This is a genomic window from Pseudomonas sp. Z4-20 (genome assembly GCF_051131955.1).
GTDB lineage: Bacteria > Pseudomonadota > Gammaproteobacteria > Pseudomonadales > Pseudomonadaceae > Aquipseudomonas > Aquipseudomonas marvdashtae.
The window spans coordinates 3,457,504-3,475,530 of record NZ_CP071641.1 but is presented as its reverse complement, the minus strand read 5'-3'; the positions used below and the strand labels follow the sequence as shown (position 1 = coordinate 3,475,530).

Annotated in this window: 13 protein-coding genes; 5 read left to right on the top strand and 8 right to left on the bottom strand. The window is 59.1% G+C overall.

Going from position 1 to position 18,027, the window contains the following annotated elements; all coding sequences use genetic code 11:
• The first annotated feature begins 168 nt into the window (after positions 1-168).
• Both J3P82_RS15715 and J3P82_RS15710 read left to right on the top strand, forming a co-directional pair.
• Positions 169-2,280: an ATP-binding protein gene (locus tag J3P82_RS15715; RefSeq protein ID WP_434557660.1), complete on the top strand. Its 2,112-nt coding sequence runs from the start codon at positions 169-171 to the stop codon at positions 2,278-2,280.
• Between the two features lie 94 nt (positions 2,281-2,374).
• Positions 2,375-2,656 carry a hypothetical protein gene (locus J3P82_RS15710; RefSeq protein WP_434557659.1) on the top strand — a complete coding sequence of 94 codons (282 nt, stop codon included), beginning with the start codon at positions 2,375-2,377 and terminating at the stop codon, positions 2,654-2,656.
• Between the two features lie 81 nt (positions 2,657-2,737).
• Here the strand turns inward: J3P82_RS15710 and J3P82_RS15705 are convergent, their stop codons facing one another.
• Positions 2,738-3,391 (bottom strand): Pr6Pr family membrane protein, encoded by a 654-nt coding sequence (locus J3P82_RS15705; RefSeq protein WP_434557658.1) that lies wholly within the window; start codon positions 3,389-3,391, stop codon positions 2,738-2,740.
• Positions 3,392-3,616: 225 nt separating this feature from the next.
• Positions 3,617-4,138, bottom strand: a complete 522-nt coding sequence (locus tag J3P82_RS15700) for a DUF4142 domain-containing protein (protein ID WP_434557657.1) — start codon at positions 4,136-4,138, stop codon at positions 3,617-3,619.
• Between the two features lie 217 nt (positions 4,139-4,355).
• On the opposite strand from J3P82_RS15700, the gene J3P82_RS15695 reads away from it, so the two are divergent.
• Positions 4,356-4,589: a YdcH family protein gene (locus tag J3P82_RS15695; RefSeq protein ID WP_434557656.1), complete on the top strand. Its 234-nt coding sequence runs from the start codon at positions 4,356-4,358 to the stop codon at positions 4,587-4,589.
• Between the two features lie 67 nt (positions 4,590-4,656).
• Here J3P82_RS15695 and J3P82_RS15690 read toward each other — a convergent pair whose 3' ends face one another.
• From J3P82_RS15690 to J3P82_RS15680, 3 genes are all read right to left on the bottom strand, one after another.
• The gene (locus J3P82_RS15690; RefSeq protein WP_434557655.1) at positions 4,657-5,520 is read right to left on the bottom strand and encodes a LysR family transcriptional regulator; all 864 of its coding nucleotides are present in this window, start codon (positions 5,518-5,520) and stop codon (positions 4,657-4,659) included.
• A 152-nt stretch (positions 5,521-5,672) separates the two neighbouring features.
• Positions 5,673-5,990 (bottom strand): SCP2 sterol-binding domain-containing protein, encoded by a 318-nt coding sequence (locus J3P82_RS15685; protein WP_434557654.1) that lies wholly within the window; start codon positions 5,988-5,990, stop codon positions 5,673-5,675.
• 52 nt (positions 5,991-6,042) lie between these two features.
• On the bottom strand, positions 6,043-6,753 hold the full coding sequence (locus tag J3P82_RS15680; protein WP_434557653.1) for a histidine phosphatase family protein: 711 nt from the start codon (positions 6,751-6,753) through the stop codon (positions 6,043-6,045).
• 259 nt (positions 6,754-7,012) lie between these two features.
• Between J3P82_RS15680 and sohB the strand changes: the two genes are divergently transcribed.
• A complete protein-coding gene (sohB, locus tag J3P82_RS15675) occupies positions 7,013-8,044 on the top strand; it encodes a protease SohB (RefSeq protein WP_434557652.1) in 1,032 nt (343 codons plus the stop codon).
• Between the two features lie 76 nt (positions 8,045-8,120).
• On the opposite strand, the gene J3P82_RS15670 is transcribed toward sohB, so the two are convergent.
• From J3P82_RS15670 to J3P82_RS15660, 3 genes are all read right to left on the bottom strand, one after another.
• The gene (locus J3P82_RS15670) at positions 8,121-8,615 is read right to left on the bottom strand and encodes a DUF934 domain-containing protein (protein WP_434557651.1); all 495 of its coding nucleotides are present in this window, start codon (positions 8,613-8,615) and stop codon (positions 8,121-8,123) included.
• Positions 8,599-10,257, bottom strand: a complete 1,659-nt coding sequence (locus J3P82_RS15665; RefSeq protein ID WP_434557650.1) for a nitrite/sulfite reductase — start codon at positions 10,255-10,257, stop codon at positions 8,599-8,601. The genes J3P82_RS15670 and J3P82_RS15665 overlap by 17 nt, the downstream gene beginning before the upstream one ends.
• A 473-nt stretch (positions 10,258-10,730) precedes the next feature.
• A complete protein-coding gene (locus J3P82_RS15660) occupies positions 10,731-10,949 on the bottom strand; it encodes a DUF2970 domain-containing protein (RefSeq protein WP_434557649.1) in 219 nt (72 codons plus the stop codon).
• A gap of 168 nt (positions 10,950-11,117) precedes the next feature.
• Between J3P82_RS15660 and J3P82_RS15655 the strand changes: the two genes are divergently transcribed.
• Entirely contained in the window at positions 11,118-18,026 is a 6,909-nt protein-coding gene (locus J3P82_RS15655) for an NEL-type E3 ubiquitin ligase domain-containing protein (RefSeq protein WP_434557648.1), read from the top strand.
• Position 18,027: the final 1 nt, after the last annotated feature.

Here is an 18,027-nt window from a genome sequence, read left to right as displayed (position 1 = left end):
ACCGATTTGGGGCGGCTGCGCCCCCCAGCGGGAGCAAGCTCCCTCGCCACGGGGAGCGGCGCGCACCTGCCGCATGAAACCAATTGCCAACCTTGCGCTCGAAGCACTAGCACAAGGGACTTGTGGTATGCCGCTTCCCTGCTGGTAGTTTGAGGTGAGAGTCGTTCCATGAAGTTCTTATCCCAGAATAACGGGTGTCCCGGATGGGACGGCGAAATGGCCCGGCGCATCCGGGCGTACGATTGGGGTCGCACCGAACTGGGCGCGATCGAGCACTGGTCCGCCAGCCTGCGCAGCGCCGTCCAATTGATGTTGGCTTCGCCCTTGCCAATGGTCATGTTGTGGGGCCGCCAGGGCTTCATGATTTATAACGACGCCTATGCCGAGTTTGCGGGCGGCCGTCATCCCTATCTGTTGGGACGCGCGGTGGAGTTGGGCTGGCCGGAAGTGGCCGAGTTCAATCGCCACGTGCTGGACGTGTGCCTGGCCGGTGGCACGTTGTCCTATCGCAGCAAGGAGCTGGTGCTGCTGCGCGATGGCAAGCCCGAAGATGTCTGGATGGACCTCTATTACAGCCCGGTGCCCGACGACGATCACACACCGGCGGGCGTGTTGGCCATCGTCGTGGAAACCACCGAACTGGTACTGACCGAGCGGGCCCGGCAAGAGGCTGAGCGCGGTTACCGTGCGGTGAATGAACGCATCCAACTGGCGCTCTCGGCCGGGCCGTTGCTGGGTTCGTTTGTCTGGGATATCCAGGCCGACACCCTGTCTGGCGATGAGCGTTTCGCGCGTACGTTCGACTATCCGCCGGAATGTCCGCTGGACGCATTGCCCATCGAAATCGCACGCCAGCGTATCCATCCGGATGACCTTGAAGACGTTGAGCAACGGGTCGATTTGACGGTGCGCACGGGCACACCCTACACCGCTGAATACCGTGTGCGCCGTGGCGAGGGCGATTACCTTTGGGTGCTGGCCAGCGGTCGATGCGAGTTCGATGCGTTGGGCAAGCCCCTGCGCTTTCCCGGTGTGCTGATCGATATCAACGAGCGCAAGACCGCCGAAGCCTCATTGCTCAAGTTCACCCGCGATCTGGAGCAACGCGTCGCCGACGAGGTACAGGCACGGTTGGCGGCTGAAGATCAGTTGCGCCAGTCGCAGAAACTCGAGGCCATCGGTGGGCTCACCGGCGGCGTGGCCCATGACTTCAATAATCTGTTGCAGGTGATCGCCGGCAACCTGCACTTGCTGGCTCGTCACGAACCTGACAATCCCAACGTGCAGCGGCGGGTGGGGGCTTCAATCGAAGCCGTGGAGCGGGGCGCCAAGTTGTCATCGCAACTGCTGGCTTTTGCCCGACGCCAGCCATTGTCGCCGGCGGTCTACAACCCACGGCGCATCTATGATGGCCTGGGCGAGTTGCTGCAACGGGCCTTGGGCGAAACCATTCGGATCGAGGTCTCGTTGCCCGTTGAGCCTTGGTGTATCCATGTCGATCGCAACCAGTTGGAAAATGCCCTGTTGAACTTGGCGATCAACGCCCGCGATGCCATGGGCGGCGAAGGCGTCATCAGCATGATCGGCGACAACATCGTGCTGAATGAATCATCCTGCGTTGGCAAGGGCGTCGCTGCCGGCGATTACGTACGACTGTCGGTGATCGACAGCGGCGCAGGCATGGCGCCGGAAGTCCTGAACCAAGTGTTCGAGCCATTTTTTACCACCAAGACCGACGGCCAGGGCACCGGGCTCGGGTTGAGCATGGTCTTCGGGTTCGTCAAGCAGAGCGGCGGTCATATTGAAATTTCCAGCCGCCCGGGGGAAGGTACCCAGGTGCACATGTACTTCCCGCGCAGCCACCAGCCTGAAGCCTCGGATTCGGCGCACCAGAGCACACTCGCCTCCGGCGGACAGGAAACGATCCTGGTGGTGGAAGACAACGATGAAGTGCGCAGCGCCTCGGTGGACTTGCTCGAACTGTCCGGTTACCGGACCTTGACCGCCGCCAACGGCGACGAGGCAATGAAGCTCTTGCTGGAAGGCGTCGCGGTGGATCTTATTTTCACTGACGTGGTCATGCCCGGCCTGATCAAGAGTTCCGACCTGGCGGCCTGGGCCAAGGTCCAGATCCCACCGGTGCCCGTGTTGTTCACCTCGGGGCACACGCGCGACATCATCTCGCGCAACCATCAATTGAGTCCCGACACTTATTTGCTGAGCAAACCCTATAACCCGGAGGCGCTGACCCGGATGGTCAGGTCAGTACTGGGCGGGTGAACGCGACACTGTAAACAAAATGGAACCCAGGCCCCTTCGCGACCTTCGAATAACCAAGGCCGGTCATTAGCCGGCCCTGTCATGAGAGGTGCCTATGAACGACAAGCCTGCAAATACGCAGCAGCAAGGCCAGACGCAGACCACGTCCCCGCGCAACGACCCGGCCATCGATCCGCAGACCCAGGCCAACTCGTCGGGCGCCCAACCGGTGAGCCCACCTGGGGCGGACGAGGCCCAGAGCGCTGATAGCGAGGTCGATCAGAAACAACATCACCAGGACAATGACAACACCTTCAGTCCAGGTTTTGAGCCTGATCCTGATCGGCCTAAGTCCGATGACAGCACGGATGCTGACATCGACACTGACGGCGGTTGATTGCCAGATGGACAGGTTCCCCCCGGTGTGCGGCAAGGCAGTGCACACCGGGAATGGATCATACCCCTTGGCTTCAGCCGCTCAGCGCGTGCCCTTACAGCGATCCAGGGCGACCACCGCCAGCGACACCAGCACGAACCCCACCAGCACCATGACCGCGTTGATCAACACTTGCGTAAGCCCCAACGTGTTCACTTCGATAAACGGATAAGGATACGAGTCGACAATGGCGCCCCGCACCAGCGCATAAATGAAATAAGCCAGCGGATAAAGCAGCCATGGTCCGATATCCCGCCATTGCAGCGGTGCCTTGGGCACGCAGAACCACCAATAGAGCATAAACACCACTGGCATCACATCGTGCAGCAATTCGTCGGCCACCCATTGCCAACCTTGCGGATCCCAGACATTGCGCAGCAGCAAGTTGTAGGCCAGCCCGACCAGTACAATCGAAGCGGCCACACCGCCCTGGACCTTGGGGTTCAGGAAAAACCGGCGCAATGCCGAATCCCCTGAGGTGGCGGCATAGCTCAACACCAGTGCGACGAGAATATTGGTCAATACAGTGAAATAGCTGAAGAAAATGTCCGCCCCACCCAGCAGACTCTTGCCGCCCTGCCAACGCGAGACAAGGATCAGGCAGAGTTGGAGAGTCAAGGCAAACCATCCCAACAGTGCTGCAATCTTCACGGCGATGCCGCTGCCGCTTCGAGTCAATACCAGCTTATCGCTCATGATTTCGCTCCTGGCTAAACGAAACCTGCGACGGCAAAGCCCCCATTAGGTTGGACGCTCATGAACAGGTGTCTGTTGAGCGGGACCCTAGGAGAGCACAGCAACAGTTTCTACTGTAGGAATTGACAGTGCCGACCGGCGGTAGCAGGGGCAGGGAGTTATTGCAGGGCAATGAGAAGGGAGCGGGGCCGTCTTTCCGTGAGGACGGCCCCGGGACTTGCGGTGTTACTTGCTTGGATGAGCAGCCTGAAGTTTCTTGGCCATTTCCAGATGATGCTGCAGGTCCGGCAGCATTTTCTGGGCGAACGCTTTCAGTTCGGTATTACCGGGCTTCTTGTCGTCGGTGACGGTCTCGGCCTCCTTCTTGAAGAGGGCGATGGTTTCTTCATGGGCCATCACCTGGTTATTGGCGTAGGCCGGATCGAAGGACTCATCGCGCACATCAAGAATCTTGGCCTTGGCCTTCTTCATCAACGTGGTGTCGTCAGGGACTTCGATGTCATGTTTTTGCGCCAGCGCCTTCAGCTCTTCATTGGCTTTGGTGTGGTCGGTAATCATCTTGTTGGCGAACTCCTTGATGTCCGCCGATTGGCTTTTTTGCAATGCCAGCTTGCTGGTTTCGATTTCCGCAATGCCGCCGGCCGCCGCGTTGTCGACGAAGTCGTTGGACGTCGCGGCCCATGCCATGCCCATGCTGGTACTCAAGGCAACTGCCAGGCCGAGTTGACGCAGGGTAAATCTGTCCATAGGTAAGTCTCCACACAGGTTGTACAAGTGTTTCTTGTGGTCACTGATCAATGGAGGGCGATACGCGGGTGAAGGTTTGATCGCAGCGCATGGCGGGACGACGAACGGTCACCGCTGGTCGGATTGGCGGTCGACAGAAGCCGACCGGCAAGGCCATGCTGATGACAGGCAGTGCCAAGAAAAGCACGTGCCACCGAACTCATGAAGGAGGTGCTCCATGCCGGTGTCCCATGATCTTTGCCAGGATCTTGATTGCACAACAGACCACATCCAGCAAAAACGTAGCGAGGATCCGACGCTCGACGAATTGCTCAAGAAGTATGCGCGAATCGATGCCGAGGTCGTGAATGCCGAGAAGCCGCCCGTCACGCTTTCCGATCCTGCTTTGGAGACACTCAAGAAAGAACGCTTGCAGACCAAGGACAAGATCGCCAAGTTGGTGCAGAGGTAGCAGGATGGCGATTAGCTAAGAACCGTTGTGGCGAGGGATAAATCCCCTCGCCACAGATACCGGGGCATCAGCCCAGCGGATCCCAGCGCTGGGACCAATCGCTGCCCGTCTTGACGATCCCCCGCAACACCTCGAATGCCTGCTGCAACGCCGCCGAATCCCGATCCCTGGAATACACCAGGTAGGTCGGGTAGTTGAACTCCGGCGCCTTGGGCACCCGCTCGAGGATTCCACTGTCCAGGTAGCTCTTCACGACCCGCGTGCGGAAATAACCGCTGCCACCGTTTTCCAGGATGTACTGCAACGCCAGGGGGCCGAGATTGAAGGTCACGGCGGCCTTGGCCTTGTCCGGCAGCGCTGTATCGTGCTGCCGGCGAAAATCGGCGCTCCAATCGATGTACACGTAGGGTTCGGGGTGAGCAGCCAGGCGCACGAGGATGAGCTTTTCTTCCAAAAGCTGTTCGACTTGCAGCCTTGGCCAGTATTCGGGCTGATACACCACCGCTGCGTCCAGCAGCCCCAGCTCCAGTTGTTGCAACAGCTTTTCCCCGTCACGGATGTCCATGCGCAGGGCGTGGCCGGGAATTGCCTGGCGCAGCGCCCCGGCCCAGGCAAGCATCAAGGGGTTGCACAAACTGACTTCTCCGCCGAGGTGCAGAACGTTGCGATAACCCTCGGGCAACGGCAGGTCGCGGCGAGCGGCCTCCCAGGTTTGTACGAGCTGATTGGCATAGACCACGAAGGCTTCGCCATCGGCGGTCAACCGGGCGCCGGCCCGGTTGCGCACGAACAACCCACAGCCGAGCTGGCTCTCAAGCTTCTGTACCCGGGCGGTAATTGCAGTCTGGGTGACGTGCAGCTTTTCAGCCGCGGCGGCGAGGCTGCCGTGGCGGACAATTTCCAGGAAGGTGCGGGCGAGGTCGATGTCCATGGTCGGGCCGTTGCGGGGGAAGCGGGCATTGTAAGAGCTGGCAGTTTTGTCCGATACCACCGTGATCCGCTCGCGATGCGGTGGCCATGCAGAGGAAACAAAAATCCCGCCACAAGGGCGGGATTCGGCTACAGCGGTGGCGCGAGCCGATCTCAGGAAGGGAACAGCTCGGACAGCTTCATCGATAGCATCATGTCGCCTTCGACGCGCAGCTTGCCGCCCATGAAGGCTTGCATGCCGTCAGTTTCGCCGCTGACGATGCCCTTGAGGGTTTCGCTGTCCATGATCAGTGTGCAATTGGCGTCGGGGTTCTCGCCTTCCTGGATGTCGCAAGTGCCATCCTTGACGATCAGCGCGTACTGCTTGTCTTCGTCAGTGATATTGAAACCAAACACCAGGTCCAGGCCGGCAGCGGCGGCTGGGTTGAACTTGGCTTGCATGGCTTTTACGGCGTCGGCTACGGAGGTCATGGTTTCGGTCCTTATTTGGGTGGTACAGCAAGGGTCTGCAAGTAATCCGGACTCAGCGAAAGGTGATGAGGTCCGGGGTCTTCAGCAGTTGCAGGTGCGCATGACTGTTGAAGGAAGCCAAGGCCACCTCGCGGCCCCTGAATTTCAGGTGGTTGAGCGAGGTGTTGACGATCTGCCAGTTCAGTTCGAAGGCCTGCCGGGCAGGCATCTGGGTAATCAGGTGGAGCAGGGCGGTAATGGTTCCGCCGGAGGTGAACACGGCGATCTTGTCGGTCTTGTCGGCCTTTTCGAGGAGGCGCTGCAGGCCAGCCTGGACGCGCTCGACGAAACCCAGCCAGCTTTCCAGCCCCGGCGGGTCGTATTGGCCAGCGAGCCAGCGCTCGACGATCAAGGCAAAGATACGCTGGAATTCAGCGCGGTTCTGCGCAGCATTACGCAGGATATGCAGGGCCTCGGGCTCTTCGGGCAGCATGTCCGGCAACAGGGCGCGGATCACTGCGTCGGCATCGAATTCATTGAACGCGGCGTCGATTTCCAGTTCTGGAACCGGCAGCCCGGCGGCGGCCATCTGGCCTAGCGCGCCGATGGCGGTGTCCTGCTGGCGACGCAGGTCGCCCGAGAGGCAGCGATCGAACACGACCCCGAGCTCCGCCAGATGGCTGCCCAGCACTTGCGCCTGACGTATGCCGTTGGGCGAAAGGACATCGTAGTCGTCCGCACCGAAGGAGGCCTGGCCATGTCGAATCAGATAAATGCTGCCCACGTCCGCGTCATCCCGGTACGTTGAAGGTTTGGCGAGGTTATGAGGATGGCGTTGGCCTGTCAATGAAAAAACATACGCTTGTTTGAAATGGCCGTTACAGCCCATAGCGAGGGAGCCTGCCCCGTTTGAGTGCTTGGCTTCACCTTGGCGGACGCTAAGGTAACCACAGATTTCATGGCTGGCAGCAGGGCAGGCGCATGGGTATGCTGGCAGCGTTACGCGCCTGCGTTCAGTGGCGCATTGCATTTAAGGAGTCGCTGTGGAGTTTTTTGTCGAATACGCCGGTTTCCTGGCCAAGACGGTGACGCTGGTGATCGCTATTCTGGTGGTCATGGCCAGCTTTGCTGCGCTGCGCAGCAAGGGGCGACGCAAGTCGGCCGGGCAGTTGCAGGTCAGCAAGCTCAACGATTTCTACAAAGGGTTGCGCGAGCGCCTGGAGCAGACGCTGCTGGACAAGGACCAGCTCAAGGCCCTGCGCAAGGCCGAAGGCAAGGCTGAAAAAGCCGGGAAGAAACAAAAAGACAAGCCGGCCGCCAAGCCTCGGGTGTTCGTGCTGGATTTCGACGGTGACATCAAGGCTTCCGCCACCGAAAGCCTGCGCCACGAAATCACCGCGCTGCTGACCCTGGCGACCCCGAAGGACGAAGTGGTGCTGCGCCTTGAAAGCGGTGGCGGCATGGTTCACAGCTATGGCCTGGCCTCGTCGCAACTGGCGCGGATCCGCCAGGCCGGCGTGCCGCTGACGGTGTGCATCGACAAAGTCGCGGCGAGCGGCGGCTACATGATGGCGTGCATCGGCGAGAAGATCATCAGCGCCCCCTTCGCCATCCTGGGCTCCATCGGCGTCGTCGCCCAGTTGCCCAACGTCAATCGCCTGCTGAAGAAACACGACATCGATTTCGAAGTGCTGACAGCCGGCGAATACAAGCGGACCCTGACCGTGTTTGGTGAAAACACCGAGAAGGGCCGGGAGAAATTCCAGGAAGACCTGGACATTACTCATGAGCTGTTCAAGAACTTCGTGGCCAACTATCGCCCGCAACTGGCCATCGATGAAGTGGCGACCGGTGAAGTCTGGCTGGGTGTTGCCGCACTGAGCAAGCGTCTGGTTGACGAACTGAAAACCAGCGACGAATACCTGGCCGAAAGGGCCAAGACCGCTGACCTTTACCACCTGCACTATGCCGAACGTAAAAGCCTGCAAGAGCGTATTGGCATGGCCGCCAGCGGTTCGGTGGACCGCGTGCTGCTGAGCTGGTGGAGTCGCCTGACGCAGCAGCGGTTCTGGTAACGCGCGGTCATTGACCGGTGAATAAGAAAGCCCTGATCCGGTGCACCCGGATCAGGGCTTTTTCGTTTTCCCGTTATCAGCGACGACGAAACAGCGGCAGCGGCTCGTCGGTAGCGGCCTGGTAGGTCACGGAGAAGTCCTTGAGGCTTTCGAGAGCTTCATAGGGGTCTTTGTCGGCCCGCAGGGCAAAGGCGTCGAAACCGCAGCGGCGCATGTAGAAGAGCTGGTCGCGCAGCACGTCGCCAATCGCCCGCAATTCGCCTTTGAAGCCATAACGGTCACGCAACAGGCGGGCGTTGGAGTAGCTGCGCCCATCGGTGAAGGCCGGGAAGTTCAAGGCAATGACCTGCAACTGATTGGCGTCATCGCCGATTTCTTCGGCTTCCTCGTCGGCGTCCAGCCACACGCCCAGACCGCCGTCGCGGGCCTTGAGGGCGTGGGCATGGTCGCGCCACAGGGCCAAGGGCACGATCAAGTCATCGCAGTTGGAAATGCCATCGAAGGTCGCGTCCTTGGGCAGCAGGTGCCAGGTTTCGTCGACGACCTCGTTGTTCTTAATGATTCGCTGCATAGACGCGTTCCTTGAAGAGGTCGATGCCAATACGTTGATAAGTGTCGATGAAACGCTCGTCTTCGGTACGTTGTTCGATGTACACGTCGATCAGTTTCTCGATCACGTCAGGCATGGCGTCCTGGGCAAACGACGGGCCAAGGATCTTGCCCAGGCTGGCGTCGCGGTTGCCACTGCCGCCGAGGGAGACCTGGTAGAACTCTTCGCCTTTCTTGTCCACGCCCAGGATGCCGATGTGGCCCACGTGGTGGTGGCCGCAGGCGTTCATGCAACCTGAAATGTTCAGGTCCAGCTCGCCGATGTCGAACAGATAATCTAGGTCGTCGAAGCGGCGCTGGATCGATTCGGCGATCGGGATCGACTTGGCGTTTGCCAGGGAGCAGAAATCACCGCCGGGGCAGCAGATGATGTCGGTCAGCAGGCCGATGTTCGGCGTGGCGAAACCTTGCTCGCGCAACTCGCCCCACAGGGTGAACAACTGGCTCTGCTCGACGTCCGCGAGGATGATGTTCTGCTCGTGGGAGGTGCGCAGCTGGCCGAAGCTGTAGCGGTCGGCCAGGTCGGCGACGGCGTCCAGTTGTTTGTCGGTGATGTCGCCCGGCGCAACGCCGGTGGGCTTCAGGGACAGGGTCACTGCAACGTAGCCCGGCTTTTTGTGGGCCAGGGTGTTGCGGGTACGCCAGCGGGCGAAGCCGGGATGTTCCTTGTCAAGGGCAGCCAGTTCGGCGTCCCCGTTGTCCAAAGCCTTGTATTGCGGGTCGACGAAATGCTTGGCCACGCGTTGCACTTCGGCTTCGGTCAGGGTGGTCTGGCCGCCGCGCAGGTGGGCCATCTCGGCTTCGACCTTCTCGGCGAAGACTTCAGGCGTCAGGGCCTTGACCAGGATCTTGATCCGCGCCTTGTACTTGTTGTCGCGACGACCGTAGCGGTTGTATACGCGCAGGATGGCGTCGAGGTAGCTCAACAGGTCTTGCCACGGCAGGAACTCGTTGATGAACGCTCCGACCACCGGGGTACGGCCGAGGCCGCCACCCACCAGCACACGGAAGCCCAGCTCTCCTGCGGCGTTGTAGACCGTTTCCAGGCCGATGTCATGGACTTCAATAGCGGCGCGGTCCGAGCTCGAGCCGTTGATGGCGATCTTGAACTTGCGCGGCAGGTAGGCGAATTCCGGGTGGAACGTCGTCCATTGACGGACGATTTCGCACCATGGGCGCGGGTCGATCACCTCGTCGGCCGCAACACCGGCAAACTGGTCGGTGGTGACGTTGCGCAGGCAGTTGCCGCTGGTCTGGATCGCGTGCATCTGCACCGTGGCCAGTTCCGCGAGAATTTCCGGCACGTCTTCCAGGGCAGGCCAGTTGTACTGGACGTTCTGCCGGGTACTGATGTGGGCGTAGCCCTTGTCATAGTCGCGGGCAATCTGGGCCAGCTTGCGTACCTGGCGCGAAGTCAACTGACCATAAGGCACCGCCACGCGCAGCATCGGGGCGAAGCGCTGGATATACAGGCCATTCTGCAAGCGCAGAGGGCGGAATTCTTCTTCGCTCAGCTCGCCTGCCAGATAGCGTCGGGTCTGATCCCGGAACTGCTTGACGCGGTCCTCGATGATCCGCTGATCGTACTCGTCATATACGTACATATAAGTCTCGTTCTCAGGCTTGGGCCGATCAGAAACAGCTGCAGGTGGCTCGCTGAAATCGGGTTCTGCCTCGGCAATTCTGCGCGCACGGCCGCGCACTCCTAGAGGAGCCGGTGCAAGATACCTGTTTTGAGTTATGCGCAAAAGTGATGTTTGAGTATATGTAAAGAACCAAATCGACTAATGAGATCGATTATTGCCTAACCCACATTTGTCGTACGGGCAATCATCGTCTTAACTGTGGTCGAGTCCCTATGCAATCACCTACAAAACCGACAAGAGGCGATGCAATGAGCAATCCGACCAAAGCAAGGAAAAGCGACAGTACCGTTGATGCCTGGGCCATTCTGTTCCTGATTATCCTGGTGGTGGGCACGGCGGTGTTCTGGGTCAGCCATCAATAATCTGCCGCCCACGCAATGCCAATGCGGGAGCCGGTTCGCCAGCTCCCGCAGGGTTTATGCCGGAGGTTTCTACAAACCCGCCAGATGCACCACCAGCTTGACGATGCCAAACAGCGTCAGGGCAAAGATCACCGTGAACGCGATTCCCAATATCACAAAGTGAGTCGGCTTGCCGTGGGTGAAATCCCGGGCGCGGTTCTTGTTGCTCTGCACACCGAGCGCCGCAGCCAGCACGCTGTGCATCATCTGCAACAGCGTTGGCGGTTTGTTGTCGACTGGATCGTCCATACATCCCTCACTAAAAGTCGTCCCGACAAAGCATAGTCAAACTGCGCATTCGTGGATTGAATCTGCTCATTCTCGTTCTGTTACACAGTGCCGATTCCTCCATAACTATGTACCGCATATACGCTTCGCCGAGCTGGTTTGCTGTCGCTTCATTCAAAGGAGCGACCTATGTCACCCAGTTCCACACATACGCCGGAAAAAGCACAACAGACAAGACCGCGGGCTACGGAGAGTTTGCACGCAGGTTTTTTGGAAACCGCAATGCCCGCCTGGCTTATCGAGGCTTCGACACTCCGCAAACAGGAAATCAAACAAGCCGGAACCCAAGCGCCGGCCTGGTATAGGAACGCTTCGCCAGCGCAGCGTAAGGTTGTGGATGCCTGTTTCAAGGACAAATTCGCAGCACAGACCCAGCTGGATAAAACCCTGTCAACGTTCCAGGACATCGACAGTTTTGCCAGGCCGCTACTGCGCAAGGCACTGAAAGACCGATTCAAGATTGAGGTGGACGTCGACAAGACCCAGCTAAGCCTCAGGCGACCGCTGAAATTGGGTGTGTTGAATACCGAAGTGACTTGGTTCGAACTGTTCAAGTTGCCCCTGCTGCAAGCCGCGCTGCACAACTTTGAACGCTGGGAGTGTGACCAGGACGCCTACCACGAAAGCTCCAGATTTGTAGTTGAAACGGACCCGCCCGGCACTGACACGTCGGTGGCGTTGGACATGTCGGTCGGTCAATTCCTGACCTTGTGCCGCACGCTGGATATCGGTGCGAAGTACCAGGCCTACCTCAAGTCATTTTTCTACCCGGCTGACGCGACGACCGACACGACGCTTCGCCAGCACTTCATTGCCAGCCAGAAAACCGCGCTGAGGGCCGCAGCCGAGCAAGCGCTGCTGGCAAAGGATATCGAACCCAAGGATTACGCGATGATCCGCTCGGTCATCAAGGGACAGAACAACCCCTGGATCGATGAAAAACCGGTCTGGTTCGAAGACATGACCCTGATGAAGCAGAGGCTGGTGGGCTGTATCGCGTTCTCGATTTGTGAGATGCATCGTTACAGCACTGAATTGATTCTCTACGTTCCCCATGACCCCGTGCATCCATTGAAACGCTACAACAACGACCAACTGGATAGGCGTTTCAAACAGTTGCTGACCACTCCCGATACCGGGAAATCGCAAGACACCAAGCCGACGTCCTATCAGCGTTTCTTCAGCCAGTTCGTGCCCTACGACAAGCGACCCTATTTCTTCAGCCAGTTTGTCCAGGAAGTGGCCGGGTCATCGAGCGATCCATTAAGTGTGCAGTGGCTGCCTTTCGTCGATCCTTTTTCGCTTCTGACGCAGCCCAATGAGCTTCCTCCTAAACGTCCAAAGATGCAGCGCAATCCTGCCCCGTACATCGCCACTTCAACGCGCCCTCAGGAAGGCCGGGCGTTGTGGGCTGATAACCTGGATCTGTGGACCTACCTCTACGACCAGCATCGTGAAAGGGTGCTCGCCGATGCGCGCAGTCATGCAGTTCCCACCAATGACGTCGACGTCAAGACTAGAGCCGCAAAACTCGCCCATCTGGAGCAGCTGGGTCTGTTTGCCGTGAATATGCTGTCCATGTTCGTTCCGGTGTTGGGTGAGGTCATGATGACGGTCATGGCGGGACAACTGTTGTACGAAACCCTTGACGGTGCAGTCGAGTGGGGTGAAGGCGATAAACGAGCCGCCAAGGCGCACTTGGTCGATGTCGCGCAAAACCTGGCGATGATTGGCGTCATGGCCGGCGCGGGCGCCGGGTTCAGCAAGCTGGTCGCTATCAAACCGGAACCGGTGATCGAGCGCCTTCAGGCCGTGACATTGCCCAATGGCGAAATTCGCCTGTGGAGGCCGGATCTGAGCGGCTATGAAAGCGCGGTAACGCTCGACGGCAGGAGCGCTCCGAACGCGTTGGGGCAATACGAAGTCGATGGCAAGACCTATATCCGGCAAGGGGGCAAGGCCTACGAGCAGTTTTTCGACGAGTCGATTCACAAATGGCGCGTCAAGCATCCGACGGACACCGCGGCGTATCAACCCATCCTCGTGCATAACGGTACTGGCGCCTGGCGACATTCGCTTGAACGTCCGATGACGTGGGATCGCCTGACACTGCTCAGGCGCATCGGGCATGAGACCGCAGCGTTCTCGGACGAGGTGCTGCTCCGGCTCGCCGATATCAGCGGCGTCAGCGACGACACCTTGCGCAAAATGCACATGGACCGTGCGGCTCCCCCGCCTGGGCTGAGGGATGCAATGCGCCTGTTCAAGGCGGATGCCGAGGCAGGCCAGGTGGCGGGCCGGTTGCACGGTGCGACACCCTCCAAAGTGACCATCCGGCAACCGGAGGATTTTGCCCAACCCCATGAGCCGGCGATTTTCGACAGTCTCTACTACGCGGAATCGACGGACGTTCGAATCAGGATCTTGCAACGTGAGTGTCCCGGCCTTGGCGAGGCTGCCGCGCAGGAGGTGATCGCCCAGGGCAGTTCCGCTGATCTGGCTCGTCTGGATGCAACGCGACGCACGCCATTAAAGATGCTGGAAGAGGCCCGCTGGTATGCACGACAAGGACGTCAGGTTCGGGCGTATGCACGATTGCGCAGCGACAATATCACCTCAGCTGACAGCCGGCGCCTGGCATTGCGTGCCTTGGAAAGATTGCCGGGATGGCCGGATGCAGTGCGTCTGGAAGTCCGCGAGGAAAGCACCAAGGGTGTACTGCTGGATAGCATCGGCGACAAATATGCGCGTGAAACAAAGTACCTGATCAAAAACGGACCTCGTTATCAGGCGTTCAATGAGCGTGGGGAAACGCTCGACAGCATCCCCCGCCAGGGTGACAACTTCTACGGCTCGCTCCTGCAAACCTTGCCTGATGATGCGCGTTCCGCACTGGGGTTGTCGCGTGTCGATCCGAGCGGCGAACTGCAACGCAAAATCATCGATTACGCTGACTCGCATCACGAGGTACTGACAGAGTTCCTGGAGCCTCACGCCAAACGCTTCAAGCCACCGGTTCGAATAAGCGCGACGCTCAAGGGCTATTACGCCAGCGGGCGTGGCAGGGGGATGAATCCTTCCCTGGAGGCGCGGGTGGAGGCGCTTTATCCGGAGGGACAGCAGGCCCAGGCCTTTATCCGGCAGCAGCGGGGCAAGACAGATCAGCAGATCTATTCGGTACTGCAAACGCGCCAGCGTGAGTGGGACGCGCTCAGTGATGCGCTCGATCAATGGCGGGGAGCGGCGACGGGCACTTCGGCCGACTTTCACAAAAATCAATTTGTGCTGGCGCTCAAGGACAGCTGGCGCAATGGCCCGCTGGCACAGGAGCTGCCTGAAGCAGCGCGCTTGGCGCTTTCTTGCGAAGAGTCGCCGCCGGCAATCAGCGCCGACTTTTCACACGTGCGTGAATTGTCGATCGTGGGCAGCGGCCTGACCGACGCCAATGCGGATGCCTTCCTGGCGCATTTTCCCGGCGTGACGAAATTGTCGATTGGCGGGCGGGAAAACGCCTATATCGATCTGTCCATCCAAGCACAACCGCTGACCACATTGCCGCAAGCCGTGGGCCAGATGCCAAAGCTCATCAATCTGCGGTTCACCACCGGCGCTTCCATGTTGGCAGCGGATTTCCCGGCGAGACTCACAGCGTTGACTTCACTGGAGGCGTTGCACATCTACTACTCAGGTTTCGACTCGGCCATCATCCAAGGTCTTGATCTGACGCCGTTGAGCCGTTTGCGAACGTTGAAGATCGAGGCGCCCTATGCGTTATCGCGATGGCCCGACTCTGTGCAGAGCCTGCCGCAACTCGAACGCCTGGACTTGACGCACACGTCTATACACACGTTGCCTGAGGCGATATTCGAAGGGCACGAAAAGCTGTGGAGCGGGTTGTCGCTGGATTGGTCAAAACTGACTCCCGAAGCCTTCAAGCGTGCCTACCGGTACGTCAGCAGCTACTCCGGTGCGTTCGGTCATCTGGTTGATCTGGACCGAATGGTGGACGAGTACTGTCACGAGCAATTGCAGCTCATGATCGGGAGGAGCGAGTACCTGGGACGCCTGCCCGAGCGATTCAAGAACGCTTCGAACACCCCCCAGGAACGATTTGATGCGCTGGAAACACTCAGGGCTGAACACGATGCAATCTTTACCCAGTTTTATGAGCCGACTGAGCCTGCCGGATTGACACATGCTGTTCTTTCAGCGCACTGGAGAGAGCCCGAAGGCGGACGCTTGTTTCGCGTCTTGCGAAACAGCTGGACCGATGCTCTACACCGGCGTTTTGGTCTGCAGGTGGGTAGCGCCAGGTTTGAGTTGCCTCCATCCGGATCGAGTCTTGCCACTGAAAAAATAACGATGCTGCCGGTGTTGCCCACCGGCAGTTTTTCCCATGTCCGAACATTGAACCTTGGGTCGTTGGACGTTTCCCTGGAGCAGGCACGCAACTTCTTCAGGGCCTTCAGTGGCACACTGATCATGGACATCAGTGACAGTGGCTTCACCGAATTGCCTTTTGTCGCCGGCGACTTGCCGGCCTTAAGGCAACTGGACATGCGCAACAACAACCTGCTCGTCCAACCTGCTCTGCAAGCACAATTCAACGACGTGAAGAATCTTGTAGAACTGAACCTGGAAAACAACCCGCTCAACACCTTCGATGTCAGCGCCTTGACGCAGCTCAGGGCGTTGAATCTCAAGGCAACCCAATTGCAGGCTTGGCCGACCGGGGCCGAGCACCTCTCGCAACTGGCTTGGCTGGACTTGCGTGACAACCAGCTGCGGTTGCTGCCATCGACAGTGCTGTCCAGTGACGAGGTTTTGCTGAAAGTCAACTTGACCGGGAATCCCTTCAGCCCTGAAGGCGAAGCAGCCCTAGGCGCGGCGCGGCAACGCGTCGAGCATGCAACAGGACTTCCCCAAGGCGCGTTGGCGCGATTTGCCCAGGAAACGATACCGCTTCATTTCCCGCCTTCAGAAACAGGCTGGTCGATCGCTCAACTTTTATTGCCTCTGCCAGAGGAATCGGCAGTGGCCGAGGGAGATGCCGGGCTGCAACTTCGTCTGCAGCGTGTGGATCCGAGCATGACGTCGGAACAGGCCGCGCTGAAGCTTGAGCAGTGGCGCAGGGACGGGATGACCAACAGGCAAATCGACGCGCAGATCAGTCAGTGGCACCAGGCACGTCACTCGCTGACTCGTCAGTTGAATGGTTGGATCTTTACACGGCAACTACGCCAAGGCAGGAGCATAGTGTCTTCCCAGAACCGAGTGTTTGCGGCGAAACGCATTCGCGACGCGTGGCAAGAAGGCTTGACGCGCTTGGATGGGGCAGGGCAGACACTGAGTCTGCATGGTCTACAGCTGGGCGACTTGCCTCAGATGGTTGAACGACTACCTGGTGTAACGGACCTGGATCTTTCGGGGGTCTTGTTAAGCGAACAGGGTTCGAACGGTTTTTTAGCGTCTTTCCCCCATGTGAATCAATTGAACCTGAGCAGCAATGGACTGAGCGCGCTGCCAGACGCTGTCCTTCAAATGAATCGTTTGGAATACCTGGAGGTGGCTTATAACAACCTGGCGCCGGAGACGGTTTACCCGCTATTGGCCAACGGTCGCTTGCGTGGACTCAACCTGCGCAGCAACGGGCTGGATACGTTCGATCCTGCGGATTTCGGCCAGCTCGAAACGCTGGATCTAAGCGACAACGAGATAGAGGAATGGCCCCAGCACGTATTGAGTGCGCAACATCTGCGTGTACTGAACCTCAGCAGCAATGCGCTTACCGATATTCCAGAGGGGCTGCTGAACGGCAATCACGACGCGCTCGTGGCCGGGACGGATCTGAGTCATTGTGAAGAACTCTTGTTCGACGCCCTCTGGGAACTTCGTAGCTACAGTGAACAGCACAATCGCACGAGCCTGATGGGCCTTTCCCTGGACGAGCTGGACAGCTGGATAGCCGTGCTAGAGACGGGAGAGGGTGAAGGTGGCACTTCGGATTTTGACGACTCCGAGGGCGAAGTCCATGGAGACGGCCACGATCCTCACGCCGCCGTCGCCCCGGTCGAGCCTCTCCTTGATCCTTCGCGTGATACATCGCCCATGGCGTTGGAACCATGGTTGGTCGGCTCAGATGTTGAGCAGACAAGCCTGCGGAGCAGAATCTGGACGCAATTGGCCGAAGAAAACGATCATGAGCGGTTCTTCCAGTTGATCGCACTCTTGCAAGACACGTTCGATTTCAGGTTTGGCCGCGCAGAGCTGACGCGAAGGGTGTGGAATGTCATGGAGGCTGCCGGCGAGAACAGCGAGTTGCGCCAGTTGCTGTTCCAGAACGCTGAGACCCACGGTACCTGCATCGACGGTCGTATTCTGACGTTCAGCGAGCTGGAGGTTCGGGTATTTGTCTATCAGGCCCTGCGCGACATTCCCCAGGACCGCCCGATATTAAGGGGCCAGGCCTTGCTGCGCTTGTCGCGGCAATTGTTTCGGCTGGACAGGGTCGATACGTTGGCCGAAGTAGCAGGCACGGGCACGGACCGGGCAGAAATGCGTCTGCGCTATCGCATTGGTCTGACGACAGGTTGGGGTGATGGCATCGATTTGCCGGCGCAGCCCTCTCATATGGCCTACGGCGCCCCGATCACCGGAGCGCGGCTGGCACAGACGCGTGCCTCGATTCTTGAGGCAGAGCAGACCGATGCGCTATTGGTGAGCATGGTCTCGCGGGAATACTGGACGAACTACCTACACGAGCGATATCCGGAGCAAATGAGCGACATCAGTGATTCCGTTGCCCATCGACGTGATCAACTGCTGAGCGAACTCGAAGACCGCCGGGCTGACGGCGAAGTCGATACGCAGCAGTACAACCTGCAACTGAACGCGTTGAGCAGAACAGTGGATACCCTGCGCACGCAGAAACTGGTCGAGCTGACGCGAAGGGAGCTGAATGACTTGCGGGGCGTCGCGGCTGAAACGGAGATCTCCGGGAACGGATCACCTCAACCTGGGCCGTCACACCGCAACTGAT

What these genes read in the sequence shown, in the direction of transcription:
- J3P82_RS15715 (WP_434557660.1), top strand. Translation starts at nt 169, where the DNA reads ATGAAGTTCTTATCCCAGAATAACGGGTGTCCCGGATGGGACGGCGAA.
- J3P82_RS15710 (WP_434557659.1), top strand. Translation starts at nt 2,375, where the DNA reads ATGAACGACAAGCCTGCAAATACGCAGCAGCAAGGCCAGACGCAGACC.
- J3P82_RS15705 (WP_434557658.1), bottom strand. Translation starts at nt 3,391, where the DNA reads ATGAGCGATAAGCTGGTATTGACTCGAAGCGGCAGCGGCATCGCCGTG.
- J3P82_RS15700 (WP_434557657.1), bottom strand. Translation starts at nt 4,138, where the DNA reads ATGGACAGATTTACCCTGCGTCAACTCGGCCTGGCAGTTGCCTTGAGT.
- J3P82_RS15695 (WP_434557656.1), top strand. Translation starts at nt 4,356, where the DNA reads ATGCCGGTGTCCCATGATCTTTGCCAGGATCTTGATTGCACAACAGAC.
- J3P82_RS15690 (WP_434557655.1), bottom strand. Translation starts at nt 5,520, where the DNA reads ATGGACATCGACCTCGCCCGCACCTTCCTGGAAATTGTCCGCCACGGC.
- J3P82_RS15685 (WP_434557654.1), bottom strand. Translation starts at nt 5,990, where the DNA reads ATGACCTCCGTAGCCGACGCCGTAAAAGCCATGCAAGCCAAGTTCAAC.
- J3P82_RS15670 (WP_434557651.1), bottom strand. Translation starts at nt 8,615, where the DNA reads ATGCAGCGAATCATTAAGAACAACGAGGTCGTCGACGAAACCTGGCAC.
- J3P82_RS15665 (WP_434557650.1), bottom strand. Translation starts at nt 10,257, where the DNA reads ATGTACGTATATGACGAGTACGATCAGCGGATCATCGAGGACCGCGTC.
- J3P82_RS15660 (WP_434557649.1), bottom strand. Translation starts at nt 10,949, where the DNA reads ATGGACGATCCAGTCGACAACAAACCGCCAACGCTGTTGCAGATGATG.
- J3P82_RS15655 (WP_434557648.1), top strand. Translation starts at nt 11,118, where the DNA reads ATGTCACCCAGTTCCACACATACGCCGGAAAAAGCACAACAGACAAGA.